Source organism: Nonomuraea dietziae (assembly GCF_014195505.1).
Classification (GTDB): Bacteria; Actinomycetota; Actinomycetes; order Streptosporangiales; family Streptosporangiaceae; genus Nonomuraea; species Nonomuraea roseola.
On sequence record NZ_JACIBV010000001.1, the window covers coordinates 5,235,835 to 5,255,424 of the forward strand.

At 70.4% G+C, this 19,590-nt stretch carries 15 protein-coding genes; 5 read left to right on the forward strand and 10 right to left on the reverse strand.

Annotated features, from left to right (window positions below; genetic code table 11):
- The first annotated feature begins 79 nt into the window (after nt 1-79).
- The 3 genes from FHR33_RS24925 (at nt 80) to FHR33_RS24935 (ending at nt 2,396) form a co-directional block, all read left to right on the forward strand.
- A complete protein-coding gene (locus FHR33_RS24925) occupies nt 80-736 on the forward strand; it encodes an SDR family NAD(P)-dependent oxidoreductase (RefSeq protein WP_183652256.1) in 657 nt (218 codons plus the stop codon).
- Entirely contained in the window at nt 733-1,734 is a 1,002-nt protein-coding gene (locus FHR33_RS24930; protein ID WP_183652258.1) for an S-adenosylmethionine:tRNA ribosyltransferase-isomerase, read from the forward strand. The genes FHR33_RS24925 and FHR33_RS24930 overlap by 4 nt, the downstream gene beginning before the upstream one ends.
- 116 nt (nt 1,735-1,850) lie before the next feature.
- On the forward strand, nt 1,851-2,396 hold the full coding sequence (locus FHR33_RS24935) for a DUF11 domain-containing protein (RefSeq protein ID WP_183652260.1): 546 nt from the start codon (nt 1,851-1,853) through the stop codon (nt 2,394-2,396).
- Nucleotides 2,397-2,463: 67 nt separating this feature from the next.
- Here FHR33_RS24935 and FHR33_RS24940 read toward each other — a convergent pair whose 3' ends face one another.
- Both FHR33_RS24940 and FHR33_RS24945 read right to left on the reverse strand, forming a co-directional pair.
- Nucleotides 2,464-3,339, reverse strand: a complete 876-nt coding sequence (locus FHR33_RS24940; protein WP_183652262.1) for a lysophospholipid acyltransferase family protein — start codon at nt 3,337-3,339, stop codon at nt 2,464-2,466.
- Complete coding sequence (locus FHR33_RS24945) at nt 3,336-4,022, reverse strand: GNAT family N-acetyltransferase (RefSeq protein WP_221241230.1); 687 nt, start codon at nt 4,020-4,022, stop codon at nt 3,336-3,338. Before FHR33_RS24945 ends, FHR33_RS24940 begins: the two co-directional genes overlap by 4 nt.
- A 103-nt stretch (nt 4,023-4,125) precedes the next feature.
- On the opposite strand from FHR33_RS24945, the gene serB reads away from it, so the two are divergent.
- Nucleotides 4,126-5,340 carry a phosphoserine phosphatase SerB gene (serB, locus tag FHR33_RS24950; RefSeq protein ID WP_312895712.1) on the forward strand — a complete coding sequence of 405 codons (1,215 nt, stop codon included), beginning with the start codon at nt 4,126-4,128 and terminating at the stop codon, nt 5,338-5,340.
- Here serB and FHR33_RS24955 read toward each other — a convergent pair.
- The 6 genes from FHR33_RS24955 to FHR33_RS24980 all read right to left on the reverse strand — a co-directional run bounded on the left by FHR33_RS24955 (nt 5,330) and on the right by FHR33_RS24980 (nt 13,035).
- Nucleotides 5,330-7,357 (reverse strand): FUSC family protein, encoded by a 2,028-nt coding sequence (locus FHR33_RS24955; RefSeq protein WP_183652271.1) that lies wholly within the window; start codon nt 7,355-7,357, stop codon nt 5,330-5,332. The genes serB and FHR33_RS24955 overlap by 11 nt on opposite strands.
- Before the next feature lie 205 nt (nt 7,358-7,562).
- Nucleotides 7,563-8,030, reverse strand: coding sequence for a SixA phosphatase family protein (locus tag FHR33_RS24960; protein ID WP_221241231.1), 468 nt, complete (start codon nt 8,028-8,030; stop codon nt 7,563-7,565).
- A 623-nt stretch (nt 8,031-8,653) separates the two neighbouring features.
- Nucleotides 8,654-9,169, reverse strand: a complete 516-nt coding sequence (locus FHR33_RS24965; RefSeq protein ID WP_183652274.1) for a hypothetical protein — start codon at nt 9,167-9,169, stop codon at nt 8,654-8,656.
- A 329-nt stretch (nt 9,170-9,498) separates the two neighbouring features.
- Nucleotides 9,499-11,808, reverse strand: a complete 2,310-nt coding sequence (locus tag FHR33_RS24970) for a sodium-translocating pyrophosphatase (RefSeq protein WP_183652277.1) — start codon at nt 11,806-11,808, stop codon at nt 9,499-9,501.
- Nucleotides 11,809-12,253: 445 nt separating this feature from the next.
- Complete coding sequence (locus FHR33_RS24975) at nt 12,254-12,682, reverse strand: ATP-binding protein (protein ID WP_183652280.1); 429 nt, start codon at nt 12,680-12,682, stop codon at nt 12,254-12,256.
- A 2-nt stretch (nt 12,683-12,684) separates the two neighbouring features.
- Nucleotides 12,685-13,035, reverse strand: coding sequence for an STAS domain-containing protein (locus tag FHR33_RS24980; protein WP_183652283.1), 351 nt, complete (start codon nt 13,033-13,035; stop codon nt 12,685-12,687).
- Between the two features lie 140 nt (nt 13,036-13,175).
- Between FHR33_RS24980 and FHR33_RS24985 the strand changes: the two genes are divergently transcribed.
- Nucleotides 13,176-15,719 carry a DEAD/DEAH box helicase gene (locus FHR33_RS24985; RefSeq protein WP_246452069.1) on the forward strand — a complete coding sequence of 848 codons (2,544 nt, stop codon included), beginning with the start codon at nt 13,176-13,178 and terminating at the stop codon, nt 15,717-15,719.
- Between the two features lie 882 nt (nt 15,720-16,601).
- On the opposite strand, the gene FHR33_RS24990 is transcribed toward FHR33_RS24985, so the two are convergent.
- Nucleotides 16,602-18,236 carry a hypothetical protein gene (locus FHR33_RS24990; RefSeq protein WP_183652286.1) on the reverse strand — a complete coding sequence of 545 codons (1,635 nt, stop codon included), beginning with the start codon at nt 18,234-18,236 and terminating at the stop codon, nt 16,602-16,604.
- A gap of 501 nt (nt 18,237-18,737) precedes the next feature.
- Complete coding sequence (locus FHR33_RS24995) at nt 18,738-19,523, reverse strand: TIGR02569 family protein (protein ID WP_221241232.1); 786 nt, start codon at nt 19,521-19,523, stop codon at nt 18,738-18,740.
- Nucleotides 19,524-19,590 lie beyond the last annotated feature (67 nt).

Here is a 19,590-nt window from a genome sequence, read left to right on the forward strand (position 1 = left end):
GGTCCTAGGCCGAAGTGCCCACCACGGCCTCGGTCGCCGGCCCGATGGCACGAGGCGCCGCCCTTTCTACCGTCGAGGCATGACGAACACCGCACTCATCACCGGCGCATCCCGTGGACTGGGCCTGGCATTGGCCCGATCACTGTCAGGCGCGGGCTGGGAGCTCGTCCTGACGGCCAGGGGCGCCGACGAGCTGGAGAAGGCCGCGGCCGAACTCGGCGCCACGGCCATCGCGGGTGACGTGGCGGACCCCGCGCACCGGGCCAGGCTGGCCCGCGCGGCGCCCGAGCTGGACCTGCTGGTCAACAACGCCAGCGACCTGGGCGCCACCCCGCTGCCGCCGCTGGCCGACTACCCGCTCGACACCTTCGCCGCCCTGCTCGCGACCAACGTGACCGCGCCGCTCGGGCTGACGCAGGAGACCCTGCCCGCGCTCCGCCGCCGCCGAGGGGCGGTGGTCAACATCACCTCGGACGCCGCCACCGGCGCCTACGAGGGCTGGGGAGGGTACGGCGCGACGAAGGCCGCCCTGGACCAGCTGTCGAAGGTCCTGGCCGTCGAGGAGCCCGACGTGGCGGTCTGGTGGGTCGATCCGGGCGAGATGAACACCCGCATGCTCGCCGACGCGGTAGGCGCCGCCGAGGCCGCTGAGGCGACCGACCCCGCCGCCGTCGCCACCGCACTGCACGACCTCATCAGGAGCCGCCCCGCGAGCGGGCGGGTGAGCCTGCAATGAGCGTGAGCACGTTCGTGCTGCCGGACTCGCTCTCGGCGCACGAGCCACCCGAGGCGAGGGGCGTGGCCCGCGACGCCGTACGGCTGCTGGTGTCCGACGCCGAGAGCGACTCCCACCGCACCTTCGCCGACCTGCCCTCGCTGCTGTCCCCCGGCGACCTGATCGTGGTCAACAACTCCGCCACTCTGCCCGCCGCCGTCAGGCTCGACAGGCTGTCGGTCCACTTCTCCACCGCCCGCGAGGACGGCACCTGGCTGGTGGAGCTGCGCCGTCCGACGCTGGAGCCGTACGCGGGCGGCGCCGAGGGCGAGTGGCTGCCCCTGCCGGGAGGCGCGACGCTGCGGCTGCTGTCGAGGGAGACGCCGCGTCTGTGGCGAGCCTCTCTCGACCGCGACGTGGAGAGCTACCTGATGAGGTACGGCGTGCCGATCCGCTACCCCTACGTCGACCGTGACTGGCCGCTGGCCGACTACCAGACGGTGTTCGCCACGGTGCGCGGCAGCGCGGAGATGCCGAGCGCGGGACGGCCCTTCACCGCCTCGCTGGTGACCGAGCTGGTCTCCCGCGGCATCAGGATCGCGCCGATCACCCTGCACACAGGGGTCGCCTCCCCCGAGAAGGACGAGCCTCCCTACGCGGAGCGCTTCGCCGTCCCCGAGGCGACCGCCCGGCTGGTCAACCTCACCCGCTCGGAGGGCGGCAGGGTCGTCGCCTCGGGCACGACCGTCGTCCGCGCACTGGAGACGGCGGTGGACGCCGAGGGCCAGGTACGTGCGGCCTCGGGCTGGACCACGCACATCGTGACGCCCGCGCTCGGGGTGAAGACGGTCACCGGGATCATCACGGGACTGCACGAGCCGCGCTCCAGCCACCTGATGATGCTCACGGCCATCGCGGGCGAGCGAACGGTGGCCAGGTCCTATGACGCGGCGTTGCGAGAGGGCTACCTATGGCATGAATTCGGTGACTCGCATCTCCTCATTTCCAATAAAAGGTAGATCTTTGCTGGTCAAACGTGATAAAAAGCTCCGGTCTTAAAACGGGGGCTCATTACTTTGGGCATCCTCGCTCCCCTTCCTCATCGGAGACGTGAATGCGCCGCATCGCTTCTTTCATGCTCGCTGCCCCGGTGGCGGGCGCCCTGGTCTTCAGTGCCGCCCCGGTCTCCGCCGCACCGGCCGCGCCGGTCGCCGCGGCGGCCGTGAAGAGCGCCGAAGACCCCTTCTCCGTCTTCGACGTCAAGCTCACCGCCACCAAGAAGGCCAAGGCCGGCGGCAAGGTGCGCTACTCGATCACGGCGGTCAACACCGGCCCCCACGAGGCGACCGGAGGCACCTGGTTCGTCGGCGGGCTCTTCCCCAAGGGCGTCGACCTGAAGAAGATCAGCTACAGGACCAGCGTCGAAGGCACCCAGTGCGAGCTGATCAAGCGTGACCTGTTCTGCGTGCTGCCCGCCACGGTGAAGAAGGGCGAGTCCGTCGCCATGGTCTTCGACGCGCGGCTGACCAAGAGCGCCAAGGGAACGCAGAAGGCCATCCTCGGCGTCGTGTCCTACAACGTCCAGACCGGCATGGAGAACCTCAGCAAGGAGGAGCTCGACAGGCTCGGCGTCCCCGGCTTCGGCTTCGTCAAGCAGGCCTCCACGAAGGTCGTCCGCTGACGCGGACTTCTTGAGGCGCCCGCTCTCGCGGTGACGAGAGCGGGCGTTTCGCCGTCTCGCCCCCTGTTCACGCGGAGGCGGCGAGGGCCGGGCGGAGCGCGGGAAGACGGCCGGTGGCGGAGGCGACCGCCGCCTCGGCCAGGTCGGCGAGCTCCCTGCGGCTCGAGGCGGTGACCGGCGGCAGCACGGTGACCTCGACCACCAGCCGCCGCACCGCGATCACCCTGAGAAGGGACGCCACGAGCGTGTCGTCCCCGACGTACGCGGGGGCGGTGGTGCGGGGTCCCGAGGACTCCCTGTAGACCAGGGCGACCGGAGTGACGCGCGCGCCCGCGTCCAGCGCGGCCTGGAACACGGCGGGCTTGAAGGTCCCGCTGCCGCGGCCGCACCAGGTCGTGCCCTCGGGGAAGGCGGCGACGCTCTCACCCGACCGCAGGACGTCGGCGATGCTCGCCACCGCGCCTGGCAGCCCGTGCAGCGAGTCACGGGCGATGGGAAGCGCCCCGGCTCCGCAGGCCAGGCCGCGCACGACCGGCCAGGAACCGACCTCGCGCTTGGCCACCAGCCTGCACGGCATCGTGGCGGCGACCACCAGCGGGTCGAGCCAGGAGATGTGGTTGGCGACGACCAGCCGCGCCTCGGGCTCAGGCGCTTCGGGACCGGGGGCTCCCGAAGAGGCGGCGCCCGCGGCGCCCGCGAAGAACGCGAACCCCTGCCGCACCTCCACCCTGACCCCGAGCGCCCTGAGCAGCGCCCTGGACCACAGCGCCGTGACGCGCCGCCGCGCCGTACCCCAGGTCAGACGGGCCACGAGGACGCCCGCCAGCACCACCAGCACGGCGGCCAGCGCCCGCAGCGCCCTGCGGAGCGGGCCCGCCGCGCGCATGGGCACGTCCACGCACCTGGCGGTGGTGCAGGGCGAGGAGGGGAACCACGGGCTCATGCGGACGCCCCGAGGAAGTGACGCAGGTAGCGCCGGTCGACCTGGGCCATCGACAGCAGCACCAGGAAGTCGGCGCAGCCGAAAGCCGCGTCGTGGGCGGGCTCGCCGCAGATCCACGCGCCCAGCCTGAGGTAGCCGCGCAACAGCGGCGGCATCACGAAAGCGTGGGAGGGGTCCGGTTCCACGTCCACCCACGGGGCCAGCGGCTTGACGCGGTACTCCGCCGGCCCGAACGGCACCCGCTCCACGATGTGCGCGGCGTCGGCCAGGGGCACCGAGCAGCAGCCCGCCAGCCAGCCGTACCCGCCCTCGCTCATGTACCTGGCGATGCCCGCCCACATCAGCCCGATGACCGCGCCCCTGCGGTGGTCGGGATGCACGCACGACCTGCCCACCTCGACGAGATCGGAGCGGAGGGGATCCAGCGCCGAGGCGTCGAACTCGGTGTCGGAGTAGAGCCGGTCCTTGCGCCCTGGGGGCAGCAGCCGGTAGGTGCCGACCACCTCATCACCCGCGCGGACGAGCAGGTGGTCGCAGTAGGCGTCGAAGGAGTCGGCGTCGAGTCCTGTGACGGGCGAGTCGAGCCGCGCGCCGAGCTCCTCGGCGAACACGCGGTAGCGCAGGCGCTGCGCGGCCTGCAGATCGGCGGGCGTGCGGGCCAGTCCCACGGTGTAGCGGTGCATGGTCCTATGAAGGCAGCCCATGATGGCCACACGCCCAAGGTCAGTCGTCCGAATGGTGAACCTCGACGCCGACCACCGTGCCGGTGCCAGTAGCGTGACCGGTGTGGACCAGCGCACGCTCCTGATCACCTTCACCGGGCCTGACCGCCCTGGCGTCACCTCGCGGCTCTTCTCCGTGCTGGCGACCTTCCCCGTGACCGTGGCCGACATCGAGCAGGTCGTCATCCGCGGCCGCCTCACGCTCGGCGTCCTCGTCGCCTACACCGGAGGCCCCTCCACGGGCACCGGAGGCACGATCGGCGCCCTGTGGACCGCCGTCGAGCGGGTGGCCGAAGACCTCGGCATGGAGGTCGACCTCGCCACCGGCTCCATGACCAAGGAGAAGCGCCGCCGCGGCCGCCTGTCCGTGAGCGTGCTGGGCACCGCCCTGTCGCCCGCCGCGATCGGCGGGATCGCCGGGCGCATCGCCGCGGCCGGAGCGAACATCGACCGCATCGACCGCATCGCCCAGTGGCCCGTGACCTGCATCGAGCTGTCGGTCTCCGGCGCGGACCCCGACGCGCTGAGGGTGGAGCTGGCCGCCGAGGCCGCCGCCCAGCAGGTCGACGTGGCCGTGCAGCGCACCGGCCTGTCGCGCAGGGCCAAGCGCCTGATCGTCATGGACGTCGACTCCACGCTGATCCAGGGCGAGGTCATCGAGCTGCTCGCGGCCCACGCCGGCTGCCTCGACGAGGTGGCCAAGGTCACCGAGGAGGCCATGCGCGGCGAGCTCGACTTCGCCGAGTCGCTGCGTCGCAGGGTCAAGCTGCTGGAAGGCCTCCCGCAGGAGATCTTCGCGAAGGTCCGCGACGAGGTCGTGCTCACCCCCGGCGCCCGCACGCTGGTGCGCACGCTCAAGCGCCTCGACTACAAGTTCGCGATCGTCAGCGGCGGCTTCACCCAGATCACCGACGCCCTGGTGAGCGACCTCGGCATCGACTACTCGGCCGCCAACACCCTGGAGGTCGTCGACGGCAAGCTGACCGGCAGGGTCGTCGGCGAGATCGTCGACCGTCCGGGCAAGGCCCGCGCCCTCGAAAGATTCGCCCGCGAGGCGGGCATCCCCATCAGCCAGACCGTCGCCATCGGCGACGGCGCCAACGACCTCGACATGATCGCCACCGCGGGCCTGGGCGTGGCCTTCAACGCCAAACCCGTCGTACGGCAGGCCGCCGACACCGCCGTCAACACCCCTTACCTCGACTCGATCCTCTACCTGCTCGGCATCTCCCGAGACGAGATCGAGGCCGCGGACGCCGAGGACTCCTTCATCGCGTGACGTCATCGGTCAGGCGCAGCGCGTCGGCGGTCAGCGTGCGCAGCGCGGGATGCGCGGCGACCGCGTGCCGCAGCTCGCGCCTGACCGAGGCCGCCTGCCCGCCTTCGGCCTCCTCGACGAGCGTGTCGACGCGGCTGGCCATGTCGGCCAGGCCCGCGTCGAGCTCGTCGGCCTCCGGCGGCGCCTTGTCCTGCCTGACGGCCTCGGCCACCGCCTCCATCCTGTCGGCCACGGCGTCGAGGATGGCCACGGTCGCGTCCGTCCCCTCGGGAGCCCCCCGCATGACGGCCGCCAGCAGGATCGTGTCGTCACGCAGCCTGCGGGCGTCGGTGACGGCCTGCCTCAGCTCCTCGGGCGCCTGACCCCCGGGCTCCTTCTCCAGCGTGTCGAGCGACTCCGACAGCTTCTCCGCCGCCTGCCCGGCCGCCTCCGTGCGGTCGGGCAGCCTGTCGAGGTCACGGTCCACGAGCGTCCGCACCATACGCGCGTGCTCGCGCAGCAGGTCGACCACCAGGTCGCACACCTTGCCCGCCTCGCCCCTCGGCCACAGCAGCCGCGCGGCCAGCACCGCGAGCACACCGCCCGCCACGGTGAGCGCCACCCTGGCGCCCGCCGCGTTCCAGTTCAGCTGGATGGAGAAGTCCATCAGCATGAGCGCGAGCGGCGTGGCGAAGGTGGACCAGTAGGCGTAGCTGACCTCGCGCAGCGCGAAACCCAGCATCGCGAAGATCCACACGACCGCCACCAGCGTGCCCTGTCCCGGCACCGCGGCCAGCAGGAACGCGGCCGCCGTGGAGCCGACGATGGTGCCCGCCACCCTGAGCACTACTCTGTCGAACGTGTCGCCGTAGGTGGGACGCAGGCCGATGAGCACCGTGAAGACCATCCACCTGCCGAAATGGTCGTGCACGTTGACCAGCAGCGCCATCGAGACGGCCACGGCGACGCCGACCCGCGCCGCGTGCGCGATCCCGCCCTCGAACGAGGGCGTCCGCCAGGTCAGCTGCGGCAGCCTGGCAGGCACCCGCACCCCCTCGGACGAGCGCAGCGCCACCGACCGCACCGCGACCGCGATCCTGTCCATGCACCTGCGCACCTGTCCGAGCAGCGCCATCTGCACGGGTGAGGCCCGACCGCGCAAGGCCGTCACGCGCTCGGCGAAGTCGGCCACCGCAGCCAGCGCGCCGGGCACCGCGACGACACTCTCCTGCTCTGCCGACTCGCGCAGCGCCCTGGACAGCTTGCCGACCGCCTCGTCCAGCCCCTGCTGCTCGACCCCCGCCTCGATCGTCTGCGCGCGCAGGGAGCGCAGAGCGACGCTCTCGTGGAAGATCCTGGCCAGCGTGTCGGCGTACCTGTCGGGGGAGCGGTCGCTCTCCTCCGAGCTGTTGAAGGCCGCGATGGCGGTGGTCGCCGCTTCGAGCGCCCGTGACCCCTCCTCGCGCAGTTCCGTCCACTCCTCCTCCGGTACGGCGAGGCCGTCCAGCATGTCGGCCATGGCCGCCGCGGCCTGCGACAGCGCCCGCTTGAGCGGGTGGAGCCGGCGCAACGGCCACAGCGCGAGGGCCAGCGCGCAGAACAGCACCCCGCCGAGCCCCATCTGCAGCGCGGGCCCGAGCCCGGGCGGCAGCCCCGCGTAGAACCCCGAGATCGCGGCGAGCACCGGCGGGGTCCCGATCACCTTCCACTGCGCGCCCATGGCCGCGACGAGCCCGATGCCCGCCACCGCGACCCACGGGCTCAGCGCCAGCACCGCGCCCACCCAGAAGCCCAGCATCACCAGCGGGACGGCGCGGAACAGCGTCTTGGCCCGCTCTCCGTACGGCTGGCCGTACGTGTCGCCGAACGCCGTGTAGTAGGCGCCCAGGGCGACGATCGCGCCCACGTGCGGAGCTCCTGCCAGCGCGCCGAGCCCGAGCGGGAGCGCCACCGCCGTGCCGCACAGCACGCCGTAGGACCACGGCGGCCTGGCCGGCAGCGAGAAGCCGTCGCGCAGCGCGGCGAAAGCCCCCCGCATCTGAATCCCCCCGGTTCAGCTGCTCCATACCGTGCCGATGGCCGCGCCCGCCGGAGCTCCTACGCGCGGTTCCCACGCCCGCGTCCGCTCCGGCTACGTCGGCTTCGACCCTCGCTCTCTCCGCCCGAGCCCCCACGCGCGGCTCCCACGCCCGCGCCCGCTCCGGCTACGTCGGCTTCGACCCTCGCTCTCTCCGCCCGAGCTCCTACGCTCCTTTGGGATCCCAGTGCGTGACCAGGCGTCCTTCCCCTGGCCAGAGGTCTACCCAAGGAGCGTCGACCTCCACCACCGCGAACGCGCCAGGGCGAAAGGACAGCTCGCCGCCCACCAGGCTGAGCGCCAGCTCCTGCACACCCGGGTTGTGCCCGCACAGCACCAGCGTCTCCACGTCGGGGTCGAGCCTGCGGACCAGCTCGTAGAGCTCTTCGGGGTAGGCCTCGTAGATGTCGCGCTCGTAGCTGGTCTCCACGGTGGGGAAGGCCAGCTCGGCCGTCCTGGTGGTGCGTCGCGCCGGCGAGCACAGGACCAGCTCGGGGGCGAGCCCGAGCGCCTTGATCTCCTCGCCCACGCGGACGGCGTCACGCTCTCCCCTGTCGGTGAGGGGACGCTCCTTGTCGGCGAGGCCGGGGACGTGGGCGGCTTTGGCGTGCCGCAGCACGATCAGCGTGCGCATCGCTCAGCCTCCGCTCGACGCCCAGATGGCCAGTCCGGCGATCAGCCCGAGGATCGCCAGCATGGCCACCAAGATGATCACCAGCGTCTTGGCGCCGGAGTTTTGAGGCTGCTCTCCCATGCCGTCCAGTCTCCCATCAGGACCCACCGGGCTCCTTCACGGGCGACGTTTCCGACAGCCGACACCCAGCCGGCCCCTGAGAGACCCCTCCCGGCCTTCCCGACGAACACGCCCACCCTGAGCCCCATCCGGGACCACCACCGCGCGAGGTCCACCAGGCCCGGCTTCCCGGGGACCGACTTCCTGAGGGACCGTCCCTGCCGACGAAACCGGCTACCTCACCATCGGCGCCTTCGAGAAGCCGCCCTCTTCGAGAACCCCGCGTTTCGAACGATCCTGCGCACCGGAGGACCCTGCACACGAAGAACCCTCCGCGTCGAAGACCCTGCACACCCAAAATCCCTCCGGCATCGGAGGACCCCGCACATCGAAGAACCCCGCACACCGCAGGACCCCGCACGCCTAAAAACTTTTAACAGAATGAGGTCGGCAGCATCCGAGAACATGATCGATTGTCGAACCGGTGCGAGGAAGAGCGAGCAGCCACCATGAGTCGTCCCCGATTAAGCCTGGCGATGCATCGAGTCGCGACCTCTCCGTCGGGCGGCGACAAGGAGTGCGAAAACGCTGATCGCATAGGCGACGGGAGCCAGAGCCCAGAGCCCTCCGTACGGAAGCGTACCGAAGTAGTAGTCCGGTTGGCCGCCGGCGAGCATGTCCGCGGTGGCGTCCGCTGGCGGAAGGGTTATCGGCAGCGCTCCCAGCACGAGCCACAGATGGAGCAGGGCCAGGACACCGCAGATTACGCTGGTGATGCCGATCAACCTGCGAGATCTTTTCATGGCGGCGACGCCTAGCAGAAGCGGCAGGACGCCGATGACCAAGACGTCCAGAGCTATGAACTCCCGGTTCGAGACCCCGGGGAAGAAAGTGGCGAACCTTGCCAAAGGCAAGGGAGCGAAGGACCATTCGTCCTCCGTCGTAGCGAGCAACGCCCACGGCACCAGCGAAGCGCCCATCGCCACTACGAACCACGCCCACGAACCACGGGCCGTTGACGGGTTCTTCCACGTCAGCATTGGAAGATCGTATAGGGCACTTCCGGAGTCGCCCCAGTTTGGGTAGACAGCCCACTCCAAAACCAATCATGTTCCCAGACGTGGCCGACCTCATTCTGTTGGGAGTTCTAAGGACCTTCAGCGTCGAAGACCCTGCGCACCCAACAGCCCCGGAGGGCCCTGCACGTCGAAGAACCCCGCACGTCGAAGGATCCTTCGCTTTGAAGGGCCTCCGCTTCTACGGCCAGGGTCCCGCGCGTCGAGATGCTCTTCGATTTCGAAAAATCTCGTCCGGGCGCGCGAACGGCCCGCGCCGGGTGGCGCGGGCCGTCACGTGGTGCGGGTACCGGTCAGGGTGCGACCGGCGCGTGCTCCCTGTCCTCGGCGGGCGTGATGCTCACCGAGCGACGCTTGGAGATGACGATCGCGACGACCACGACGCCCACCGCGACGGCGGTGATGCCGATGCGGAGCGGGGCGTTGCTCGCGTAGACCACCACGGCGGGCGCGATGAGCAGCGCGACCAGGTTCATCACCTTGATCAGCGGGTTGATGGCAGGACCGGCGGTGTCCTTGAACGGGTCACCCACGGTGTCGCCGATGACCGTGGCGGCGTGGGCCTCGGAGCCCTTGCCGCCGTGGTGACCGTCCTCGACCAGCTTCTTGGCGTTGTCCCACGCGCCACCGGAGTTGGCGAGGAAGACGGCCATCAGGGTGCCGCAGGCGATCGCGCCAGCAAGGAAGGCGCCCAGCGGCGCGTATCCCAGGGCGAACCCGACCGCGATCGGCGTCATGACCGCGAGCAGACCTGGAGTGGCCAGCTCGCGCAGCGAGTCGCGGGTGCAGATGTCGACCACGCGGCCGTACTCGGGCTTGACGGTGCCGTCCATGATGCCCGGGTTCTTGCGGAACTGGTCGCGGACCTCGAACACCACGCGCATGGCCGCCCTGCCGACCGCCATGATCGCCAGGCCGGAGAACAGGAACACCACCGCGGCGCCGATGATCAGGCCGACGAGCACGTTCGGCTGGTCGACGCCCAGGTTGAAGGTGCTGAACGCGCCCAGCGCGTCCTTCACCGACTGGCTGGCCGCCGCCAGTTCGGCTTCGACCGAGGTGCGGAAGGCGCCGAACAGCGCGGTCGCCGCCAGCACGGCCGTGGCGATCGCGATGCCCTTGGTGATGGCCTTGGTGGTGTTGCCGACCGCGTCGAGGCTCGTCAGAACCCTGGCGCCCTCGCCGTCGACGTCGCCTGACATCTCCGCGATGCCCTGCGCGTTGTCGGAGACCGGGCCGAAGGTGTCCATGGAGACGATGACACCGACGGTGGTCAGCAGGCCGGTGCCCGCCAGCGCGACCGCGAACAGCGCGATCGTCACGTTGCCGAAGCCGAGCAGGAACGCGCCGTAGACCGCGCCACCGATGATCAGCGCCGAGTAGACCGCCGACTCGAGGCCGACGCTGATGCCGGCCAGGATGACGGTCGCCGGGCCGGTGAGAGAGCTCTCGCCGATCTCCTTCACCGGGCGCCTGGTGGTCTCGGTGAAGTAGCCGGTGAGGATCTGGATCGCGCTGGCCAGCACCAGCCCGATCAGCACCGCCCCGATCGCGATGACCCGCGGGTTGGCGTCGGACTGCACGACCGCGCCCGACAGCTCGCCGAAGGTGGCGGGCAGGTACCAGAACGCCGCGCCCGCCACCAGGACCGCGGAGATCGCGGCCGAGATGAAGAAGCTGCGGTTGATGGCCGCCATGCCGTTGCGGTCCTTGTCGCGCAGGCCGGTGATGAAGATGCCGATGATGGCGGTGAGGACACCGATCATGGGGACGATGAGCGGGAAGATGAGCCCCTGCTCGCCGAAGGCGACCTTGCCCAGGATGAGGCTGGCCACCAGCATGACCGCGTAGGACTCGAACAGGTCGGCCGCCATGCCGGCGCAGTCGCCGACGTTGTCGCCCACGTTGTCGGCGATGGTGGCGGGGTTGCGCGGGTCATCCTCCGGGATGCCCTGCTCGACCTTTCCGACCAGGTCGGCGCCGACGTCGGCGGCCTTGGTGAAGATGCCGCCGCCCACTCGCATGAACATCGCGAGCAGAGCCGCGCCGAAGCCGAAGCCCTCGAGCACGCCCGGCGCGTCGCCCTGGTAGAGCAGGACGACGACCGCCGCGCCCAGCAGGCCGAGGCCGACGGTGAACATGCCTGCCACACCACCGGTGCGGAAGGCGATGCGCATCGCCTTCTTCTCACCTGATGTGCGGGCCGCGGCGGCCACGCGGACATTTCCGCGTACGGCAAGCCACATGCCCATGAAACCGGTCAGCGCCGAGAATCCCGCGCCGACGACGAAGAAGAGAGAACGCCCGATCTTCACATCGGTCGTTCCCGGAAGGAACCACAGCACGATCGGGATCAGGATCACGAATATCGCGAGAGTCCTGAATTGACGGGTGAGATAAGCCGCCGCGCCTTCCTGTACAGCGCGCGCGATGTTCTGCATGCGTTCGGTGCCCTGGTCGGCGGCAAGGACCTCGCGCACGAGACCACCGGCCACGGCCAGCGCGATGAGGGCCACGGCCGCGACCACGACCACGATGGTGAGATTGCTTCCGCTCAGGGACAGCGCAGAGGCTGGCTCGGCGGCCAGATAGAGCCTAGACATCCGTTCTCCTCGGCAAGACGGGTACGTCCTGCCCGGACGGCGCTGCGATGTTCGGCGGGCGGTGCCAGCGGCGTCCGGGTTATGGGCTGCCGCTTCCGGTTGAGTCCCGCTGTTGTGCCGGATCACCTTGGCCGGTGCCGGGAGTCTACGCAGGGGTTCCGCGGATATGAAGGCTCTGAGGGTGGGCAATTATCGGCGTGTCCACTAAGTCCCTGACAGTGGGCCGATTTGGTATTGACAGGGAAGTATTTCCCCTAAGTTTCGGGCATCGCTTGCGCGATTTATTGATGGACCGAAACTCCGGATCGATCCAATCGTCTCGCGCGTGACGGCGCCCGGCCCCGCGCGCTGGAGGGGCGTCTCCCTGGAGGGACGCCGGCCCAGCGCATCGGGTGGGGCCGGGTGCGCTTGCCGTACGTGATGGTGGGTGGACCCGCGGGAGCGGCTAGATGACGTGGCCGTTGGGAGCGGCCGGCCAGCTCATGCGGATGCGCATGCCCTTGGGGCTGGGGAACACCTCGACGTCGTCGGCCAGGCCGGCGATCACCGCTATTCCGAAGCCCGACATGAAGGAGTCGGACAGCGCCCCCAGATCGAGGGGCTGTTCCTGTTTGATCTCGTCACTCGGAGCCAGGTCGCTGACCGTGACCTCGAACCGCCCCGAATCGTCCTTGAGCTCGATGCGGATCGGCTCTCCCGGGCAGTGGGCGCGATGCGCCTCGACCGCCCGGGAGCAAGCCTCACCGACTGCGAGCCTGACCTCGTCCAGGAGCGACTCCTCCACGCCGGTGCGCCGCGCGATCGCCGTGGCGACCAGCCGCGCCGTGCGCACGTGCGCAGGGAGAGCGCTGAACGTCAGCTCGACGGTAGCCATGACTACTTGTCTCGGCCGTGAGCTTCCTTGGCCTCGTCGACCGAAGCGTAGATCCCGAAGACCTTGGTCAGTCCGGTGATCCGGAAGATCTTCAGAATGCGCTCCTGCGTGCACACCAGCTCGAGAGAGCCGTCGTGCGCGCGGACTCTCTTGAGCCCGCCGACCAGTACGCCCAGACCGGTCGAGTCGAGGAAGTCGACCTTCTCCATGTTGACGAGAAGGTGGTAGCTACCCTTGTTGACCAGGTCGATCAGAAGCTCACGCAACCTAGGCGCGGTGTAGACATCAATCTCACCCTCGACCTCAACGATGGTGAGTCGATCGTCCTGGTGGTGATCCAACTTCAGATCCACAGATCCTCCAGCGCCTCGCCTGCGAAAGTACCCTTGCGAGCCTGGCAGTCTGGAACTGCCCGACCCCGACGCGCGGCATTCAACCACGGTCGCTGCTTGTGTCTATACGAAATCACGATTCCCGGCCACTTTGCCCATGGATGTCAGACTGGAAACCAGTGAGTTCCTCCGCTTCCTCCCCGCACCGAGTCGGTCCACTCCTCCAGCACCTGCTCGGCGTTCCCGCACGCCACGAGCGCGTGACCCACGTGGAGCATGTTCCCGCACGTCAGGCGGGTCAGGTGCGATGGCCGGACTGGGTCAGCGAGCTTCTGATTACGCGCTTGGCGAACCGAGGAATCTCCGGACTGTGGTCGCACCAATACGAAGCGGCAGACCTGGCCAGACGTGGCCGAAACGTGATCATTTCCACAGGCACGGCGTCGGGGAAGTCGCTCGCCTACCTCGTTCCCGCCGTCACCTCCGCCCTCGAGGGGGGCACCGTCCTCTATCTCACGCCGACCAAGGCGCTGGCCGCCGACCAGCTGCGCGGACTGCGTGAGCTGCGCATCACCCAGGTGCGGGCGGCCACCTTCGACGGCGACACGCCCTTCGAGGAGCGCGCCTGGGTGCGGCAGCAGGCCAACTACGTCCTGACCAACCCCGACATGCTGCATCGCGCCCTGCTCCCCCAGCACGCGCGCTGGTCGTCGTTCTTCAGGCGGCTGCGGATCGTGGTCGTGGACGAGTGCCACGGCTACCGCGGAGTCTTCGGCTCCCACGTCGCCCAGATCCTGCGGCGGCTGCGCAGGGTCTGCTCGCGGTACGGCGCGGCGCCGGTCTTCGTCCTCGCCTCGGCCACGGCCAGCGAGCCCGCGGCGTTCGGCACGCGGCTGACCGGGCTTGAGATGGACGAGGTGACCTCGGACGCCTCTCCCAAGGGTTCTACCACCTTCGCGCTTTGGGAGCCTCCCCTCACGGATCTGCGGGGCGAGGGCGGGGCTCCTGTGCGGCGCACGGCCACCGCTGAGACGGCGGATCTGCTGGCTGACCTGGTACTGGCGGAGGTGCGCACGCTGGCGTTCGTCCGGTCCAGGCGGGGCGCGGAGACGGTGGCGCTGACGGCGCGGGCCAAGCTGGAGGACGTCGCCTTCGGCCTGCCCCGCCACTTCCCTCACCTCGACCCCCGGTCGAACCCGATGTCGCCTTCGGAGACCCTCCCCTCGCCCCACCCGGAGGCGCCCGCCGCCCAGGAACCCCTCGGCGCCTCCGAGACGCTGACCACCCGCCCGCCCTCGCTGGAATCACCGGATGACCTCGAGGCTGTCGATCTTCCAAGAGGTCCGAGCGGGTCCGTCGCCCTGGCCGACCTCCCGAGCAGGGTGGCCGCCTACCGGGCCGGATACCTCTCCGAGGACCGCAGGGGCCTGGAGAGGTCGCTGCGCAGCGGCGAACTGCTCGGCCTGGCCACCACCAACGCCCTGGAACTCGGCGTCGACGTCTCCGGCCTCGACGCCGTCCTCATCGCCGGATGGCCGGGCACCAGGGCCTCCCTGTGGCAGCAGGCGGGCAGGGCGGGCCGTTCGGGCAAGGACGCCCTCGCCGTCCTCGTCGCCCGCGACGACCCCCTCGACACCTACCTCGTCCACCATCCGGAGGCGCTGTTCGGGCGTCCGGTGGAGGCGATCGTGCTCGACCCCGACAACCCCTACGTCCTGGGCCCGCACCTCTGCGCGGCCGCCGCCGAGATCCCGCTCGCCGACGACGACCTGCCCCTGTTCGGCCCCACCGCCCATGCGCTCGCCGACGACCTCGTCGAGCAGGGCATGCTGCGCCGCCGTCCGACCGGCTACTTCTGGACCCGCCGCGAGCGCGCCACCGACCTGGCCGACATCCGCGGCTCGGGAGGCGCGCCCGTCCAGGTCGTCGAGTCGGCCACGGGACGCCTGCTCGGCACGGTCGACGAGCCGTCCGCCCACACCACCGTCCACACCGGCGCCGTCTACCTGCACCAGGGCGAGACCTTCCTCGTCGAGCTGCTCGACCTGGAGGCGGGCGTCGCTCTCGTCTCCGCCTCCGAGCCCGACTACAGCACCTTCGCCAGGGATGTCACGGAGATCTCCGTGCTGTCCTCGATCCGTTCCCACCAACTCGGTACGGCCTGCCTCACCTTCGGCGAGGTCGAGGTCACGCGCCAGGTCGTCTCCTACCTCAAGCGCCGCGTCCAGACCGGGGAGATGCTCGGCGACGAGCCCCTCGACCTGCCCCCGCGCACACTGCGCACCCGCGCGGTCTGGTGGACGCTGCCGGCCTCGGAGGTGGCCGCCCTGGCCGAGGACGGCATCGACCTCGGCGGGGCCGCGCACGCCGCCGAGCACGCCTCCATCGGCCTGCTCCCCCTGTTCGCCACCTGCGACCGCTGGGACATCGGCGGCGTCTCCACCGAGCTCCACGCCGACACGGGTCTGCTGACGGTCTTCGTCTACGACGGGCACGAGGGCGGGGCGGGGTTCGCCGAGCGCGGCTACGCACGCGCCACGGACTGGCTCACCGCCACCAGGGAGGCCATCGCGTCGTGCGAGTGCGAGCGCGGCTGCCCTTCGTGCATCCAGTCACCCAAGTGCGGCAACGGCAACGAGCCCCTCGACAAGGCAGGCGCCATCCGCCTCCTCGACACCCTCCTCGCCCCGGTACGCGTCGCCTAGAACCGCGCCCCTCCGCCCCCGGCCCGCGAGACCCCGGCCCACCGGGGTTTCGTGGCTTCCCCGTTCCTCCCGAGCTCCACGCCCTCGATGCTTACGGCCTTCCGGGGCGCTTGAGTTCCGGAGTCCCGCTCCTCAGGGGTGCCGGCCCCAAGGCCCTGAGCCTGTGACAGGCCCCGATCCTCCGAGATCGCCTGGGACCCACGCTCCTCCGGAGCCAACGTCCTCGGGGGCCCGGCCCCTCTGATGGTCCCCTGCATCTCCGCTCCTCCGGAGCTCCACCTCACCGGGGCTCACCACCCTCCAGAACGCCCCAGTTTCAGCGTCCCGCTCCTCAACGGTTTCCAGCACCCCCAGAGCCCTCGGCAATCCCAGATCCCATGGCATCCCCGCTCCTCCGGAACTCCACCTCGCCGGGGCTCACCACCCTCCAGAGCGCCCCAGTTTCAGCGTCCCGCTCCTCAGCGGTTCCGGCACCCCCAGACCCCTCGGGAATCCCAGCCCCTCCGAGATCCCATGGCATCCCTGCTCCTCCGGAGCCAACGTTCTCGAGGTCCCGCTCTTCTGCAGAGGTTCCGACCCTTCGGGTTTCACGCTCTTGGAGGCCAAGCACTCCCACTTCCGCCTTCCCGGCGTTCCGGCCGGCGTTCAGGCCGGCGTTCAGGCGTTCCGGCCGGCGTTCAGGCGTTCCGGCCGGCGTTCCGGCGGGCTGACCGGCCTTCCTGCGGGCTGCCCGGCCTTCCTGCGGGCTGCCCGGCGGAGGCTGGCTCTCGCTGTGCCGGGCGGCGCCGTCCCATCTGGCCCGTCGGGCTCGCCGGAGGAGACCGCTCGCCGAGCCCCGAGAGGTGGGCGCGCCCTGCCCCTGGGCCGCTGGAGGGGAGAGCGTCAGCTCTCGCCGCCCAGGTGCCGCCGTCCCACGTAGGCGGCGTCGTCATCGTCGGAGGCCCAGAAGTCGCCCGCGCCCGGCTGCGGACGCTCCCAGAACCCGCTGTCCTCCATGGAGCGTGGCGCGGGTGGCAGGTAGTCGTCCCAGCGGTCCTCGATCCTGACCGCCGGGGGCCGTACGGGGGCGGGACCGGGATCGGGCGCCACCGTGGTCACGGCCGAGCTGGGCAGCGCGAGCCTGATCGGCTCCGGCCGTACGGGGGCCTCGGCGACCTCCTGCGCGCTCATGTACATCGGCAGGCGCACACCCGCTGCCTCAGGGGCGGCCTGCTCGGGGACGTGCGGCTGAGACGGGGGCTGGGGCTGGGGCTGGGGTTTGCGCGTCTTCGCGACGGCCAGCACGACGGCGGGACGGCGAGGCGCGGCGGCCGTGGGCGGGATGCTGTCGCGAGGCTGCGGCGCTTCCTGCGGAGAGGGCGTGGAGGGCCCTGCCGTACCGCCCGCTGTGGCGAGCGCGCGCCGACGGGCCCATGCCCCGCCGTGCGCCGCCAGCAGCAGCAGGAGGAGTCCGCCCGCGACGTAGATGCCGTACTGCCCGATGTCGCCGATCGGCGACTCCGACGACTGCGCCTTGACGCTGGTGTCGACGGCCTCGGCCGTGTCGTCCTTCGTGTCGTTGCCGGAATCGCCCGAGGGAACGAGCGCCTCGTCGTCGGACTTCTTCGTCTCCGACTCCGTCCCTGTGTCCGTGCCTGGCTTGGCCTTGGGCAGGCGGTACTCGCCGTTGTCGTCCGTCGCCGACTCGGGGAGCGCAGGGAGCTTGCCCACGCTCTTCGGCGCGGACTGCGGCGGCTTGACCGTCGGGGTGACCCTCTTCTTCGGCGGGATCGACGGCAGCGGCTCCACCTTCTTCTGGGTGGCGGCGGTCTGTCCCTGCGGCTGCTTGCTCTGCGCCGCCTTGGGCTGCGTGGCCGCAGGAGGCGGGGCGGGGACCTTCACGTAGGCGACGTCCGAGTTGCCCGAGCCGAGCATCCCGCCCTCGCCGTCGCTCCTGAACGCCTTGACCGTGAAGCCGACCTGCTGCCCCGCCGCCTTGGCCGGTACAGCGAGCGTCGCCTTGCAGGAGCCACCCGAGCAGGCGCTACCCGCCGACACCTGACCGACCGAACCCGACTGGCTGGTCGAGATCTCGTACGACTGGAGATCGGGCTCTGAGCCCTTGCTCCACGTCACCACGATCTTGTCGCCGCCCTGCAGCGCGGCCGACACGCCGGAAGGCGGCTCCGCGGGGATGGCCTGGCGCAGCGTCGAGGTGCTCTCGTCCCACTTCGAGCCGAGCAGCTTGCCCTTCTGGACCAGCCGTACCTGGTAGCTGCCGTTGGCGTGCTCGGCGGGGTTCCACGTGTAGGTGACGCGCTGGTTGCCCTTCGCGACCTCGGCGCCGTCGACGTAGAGAATGGCGTCGAACGCGAAGTCGACCGTGCCCTGGATCGTGACCGGCGCGTTGGTGGTCACCCGCGCTGGCATGTCGATATCCGCTCGCGCATGCGCCGGGGTCGCCACGCCGAACACCGCGACCCCGATCACGATCGGCATCACCACGCCTGCGGCCATCAGCCTGCGAACTGCCGTCACGACGCTTCCCCTTCATCGAGAGCCTCGCACCGCCCGACCCCTCGCCCCCGACGAGCGACCGCACGGCGACCGGAAGTGCCAGTTCCTCGAATCCGACCCGTCAACCTCGACGGTGTCGTGCAGCCTAGCGACAAAGGTCCGCAGTATCCCAGACCTCCACACCAGACGGCATGGACCGAAGTAAGCGCGACCTTATGTGAGATTTCCTACTCTTGGACACGCAGTCCAAGAAGTCGTGACTCGATTGCGACCTAGCCTCACAAGCCCCATGAGCGCCACACCATCCCTCGCGCTGGCGACCATCGAACAGCGCCGGAAGTTCATACCGATCGACCGCCGGCGCCCCTTCCCCCAGCCCCGAACGAGCCTCGTCGATCGTCAGCGCGACGCCGGCGGCGGGGCGCCGAACCCGTCGTACAGCTCCCTCCTGAGCCGCCCGTCTCGACACCCACCCCCTTGGCGCCTCAACGCCTCCAGCCGTCGGGTGGTGTGGCAACGGGCTCACAACCGGGCGATCAGGTCGGCCACCGCGGCGAACCGTTCCGCCTCCGCCGGGGGAATCTCCCGCCCCTCCCGCCGGCAGAGCTCGTCCAACGTGGCCGACCTGAAGATGAGCGCACGCACGAGCAGCTGGGCGAAGTCGTCTCCTCGGCCGGCCAGCTCGACGACCTCCCGCCCCGCCTCCCACCACAGCAGCCCGTCCACCACCGCGACCGCCTCGCCGTACGCCGGGGGCCGCCAGTAGGGCGAGAAATCGATCACCACAGGATCGACGCCATCCGCGAACAGCACGTTGCCCGCAAGATCCCCGTGGATCACCTGAGATCGTGCGTGCAGCGGACGTCTCAGCGCGATCAACCTGTCCAACAACCCACGCAGTCCGGGCATCGGCTCGACCACCGTCGCCGCACCCCACGCCACCCGGTCGGCCACCGCCCACGGATGCGTACGCCGCTTGAGGAACCCTGGTCTCTCGACCCCGCCGAGGGCCTCATGAAAGCCCTTGGAAGCCGCGAACAACTCCGGCCACCGCCCGCCAGGGCCAGGCTTTCCCTCAACGAACTCGGCGGCCGCCCAGCCGTCCACCACAAAGCCACCCAGCTCGGACCGCAGCGGGCGCGGCACCCGCACCCCGTCCCCTTGAAACCCGGCCATGACGCTCGCGCACCATTCGGCTTCCTCAGGGTCGTCCACAGGCTTGAACACAGCCCCGCCCACCCGAACGCTCCGTCCCTCCCCACCGGGAAGCGGGACGGGTGTACCTGCGACGCCGAAGGCGTCGAGCACGGACTGAGGCGGCAACTCCCCATTCACGCCGCCATCCTGCTCACCCGTCAGACCCACCGCACCTCAT

Excerpts from the sequence above, each read along its gene's own strand:
- FHR33_RS24925 (WP_183652256.1), top strand. The coding sequence starts at position 80 with ATGACGAACACCGCACTCATCACCGGCGCATCCCGTGGACTGGGCCTG.
- FHR33_RS24930 (WP_183652258.1), top strand. The coding sequence starts at position 733 with ATGAGCGTGAGCACGTTCGTGCTGCCGGACTCGCTCTCGGCGCACGAG.
- FHR33_RS24935 (WP_183652260.1), top strand. The coding sequence starts at position 1,851 with ATGCTCGCTGCCCCGGTGGCGGGCGCCCTGGTCTTCAGTGCCGCCCCG.
- FHR33_RS24940 (WP_183652262.1), bottom strand. The coding sequence starts at position 3,339 with ATGAGCCCGTGGTTCCCCTCCTCGCCCTGCACCACCGCCAGGTGCGTG.
- FHR33_RS24945 (WP_221241230.1), bottom strand. The coding sequence starts at position 4,022 with ATGCACCGCTACACCGTGGGACTGGCCCGCACGCCCGCCGATCTGCAG.
- FHR33_RS24955 (WP_183652271.1), bottom strand. The coding sequence starts at position 7,357 with ATGCGGGGGGCTTTCGCCGCGCTGCGCGACGGCTTCTCGCTGCCGGCC.
- FHR33_RS24960 (WP_221241231.1), bottom strand. The coding sequence starts at position 8,030 with ATGCGCACGCTGATCGTGCTGCGGCACGCCAAAGCCGCCCACGTCCCC.
- FHR33_RS24965 (WP_183652274.1), bottom strand. The coding sequence starts at position 9,169 with ATGCTGACGTGGAAGAACCCGTCAACGGCCCGTGGTTCGTGGGCGTGG.
- FHR33_RS24970 (WP_183652277.1), bottom strand. The coding sequence starts at position 11,808 with ATGTCTAGGCTCTATCTGGCCGCCGAGCCAGCCTCTGCGCTGTCCCTG.
- FHR33_RS24975 (WP_183652280.1), bottom strand. The coding sequence starts at position 12,682 with ATGGCTACCGTCGAGCTGACGTTCAGCGCTCTCCCTGCGCACGTGCGC.
- FHR33_RS24985 (WP_246452069.1), top strand. The coding sequence starts at position 13,176 with ATGTCAGACTGGAAACCAGTGAGTTCCTCCGCTTCCTCCCCGCACCGA.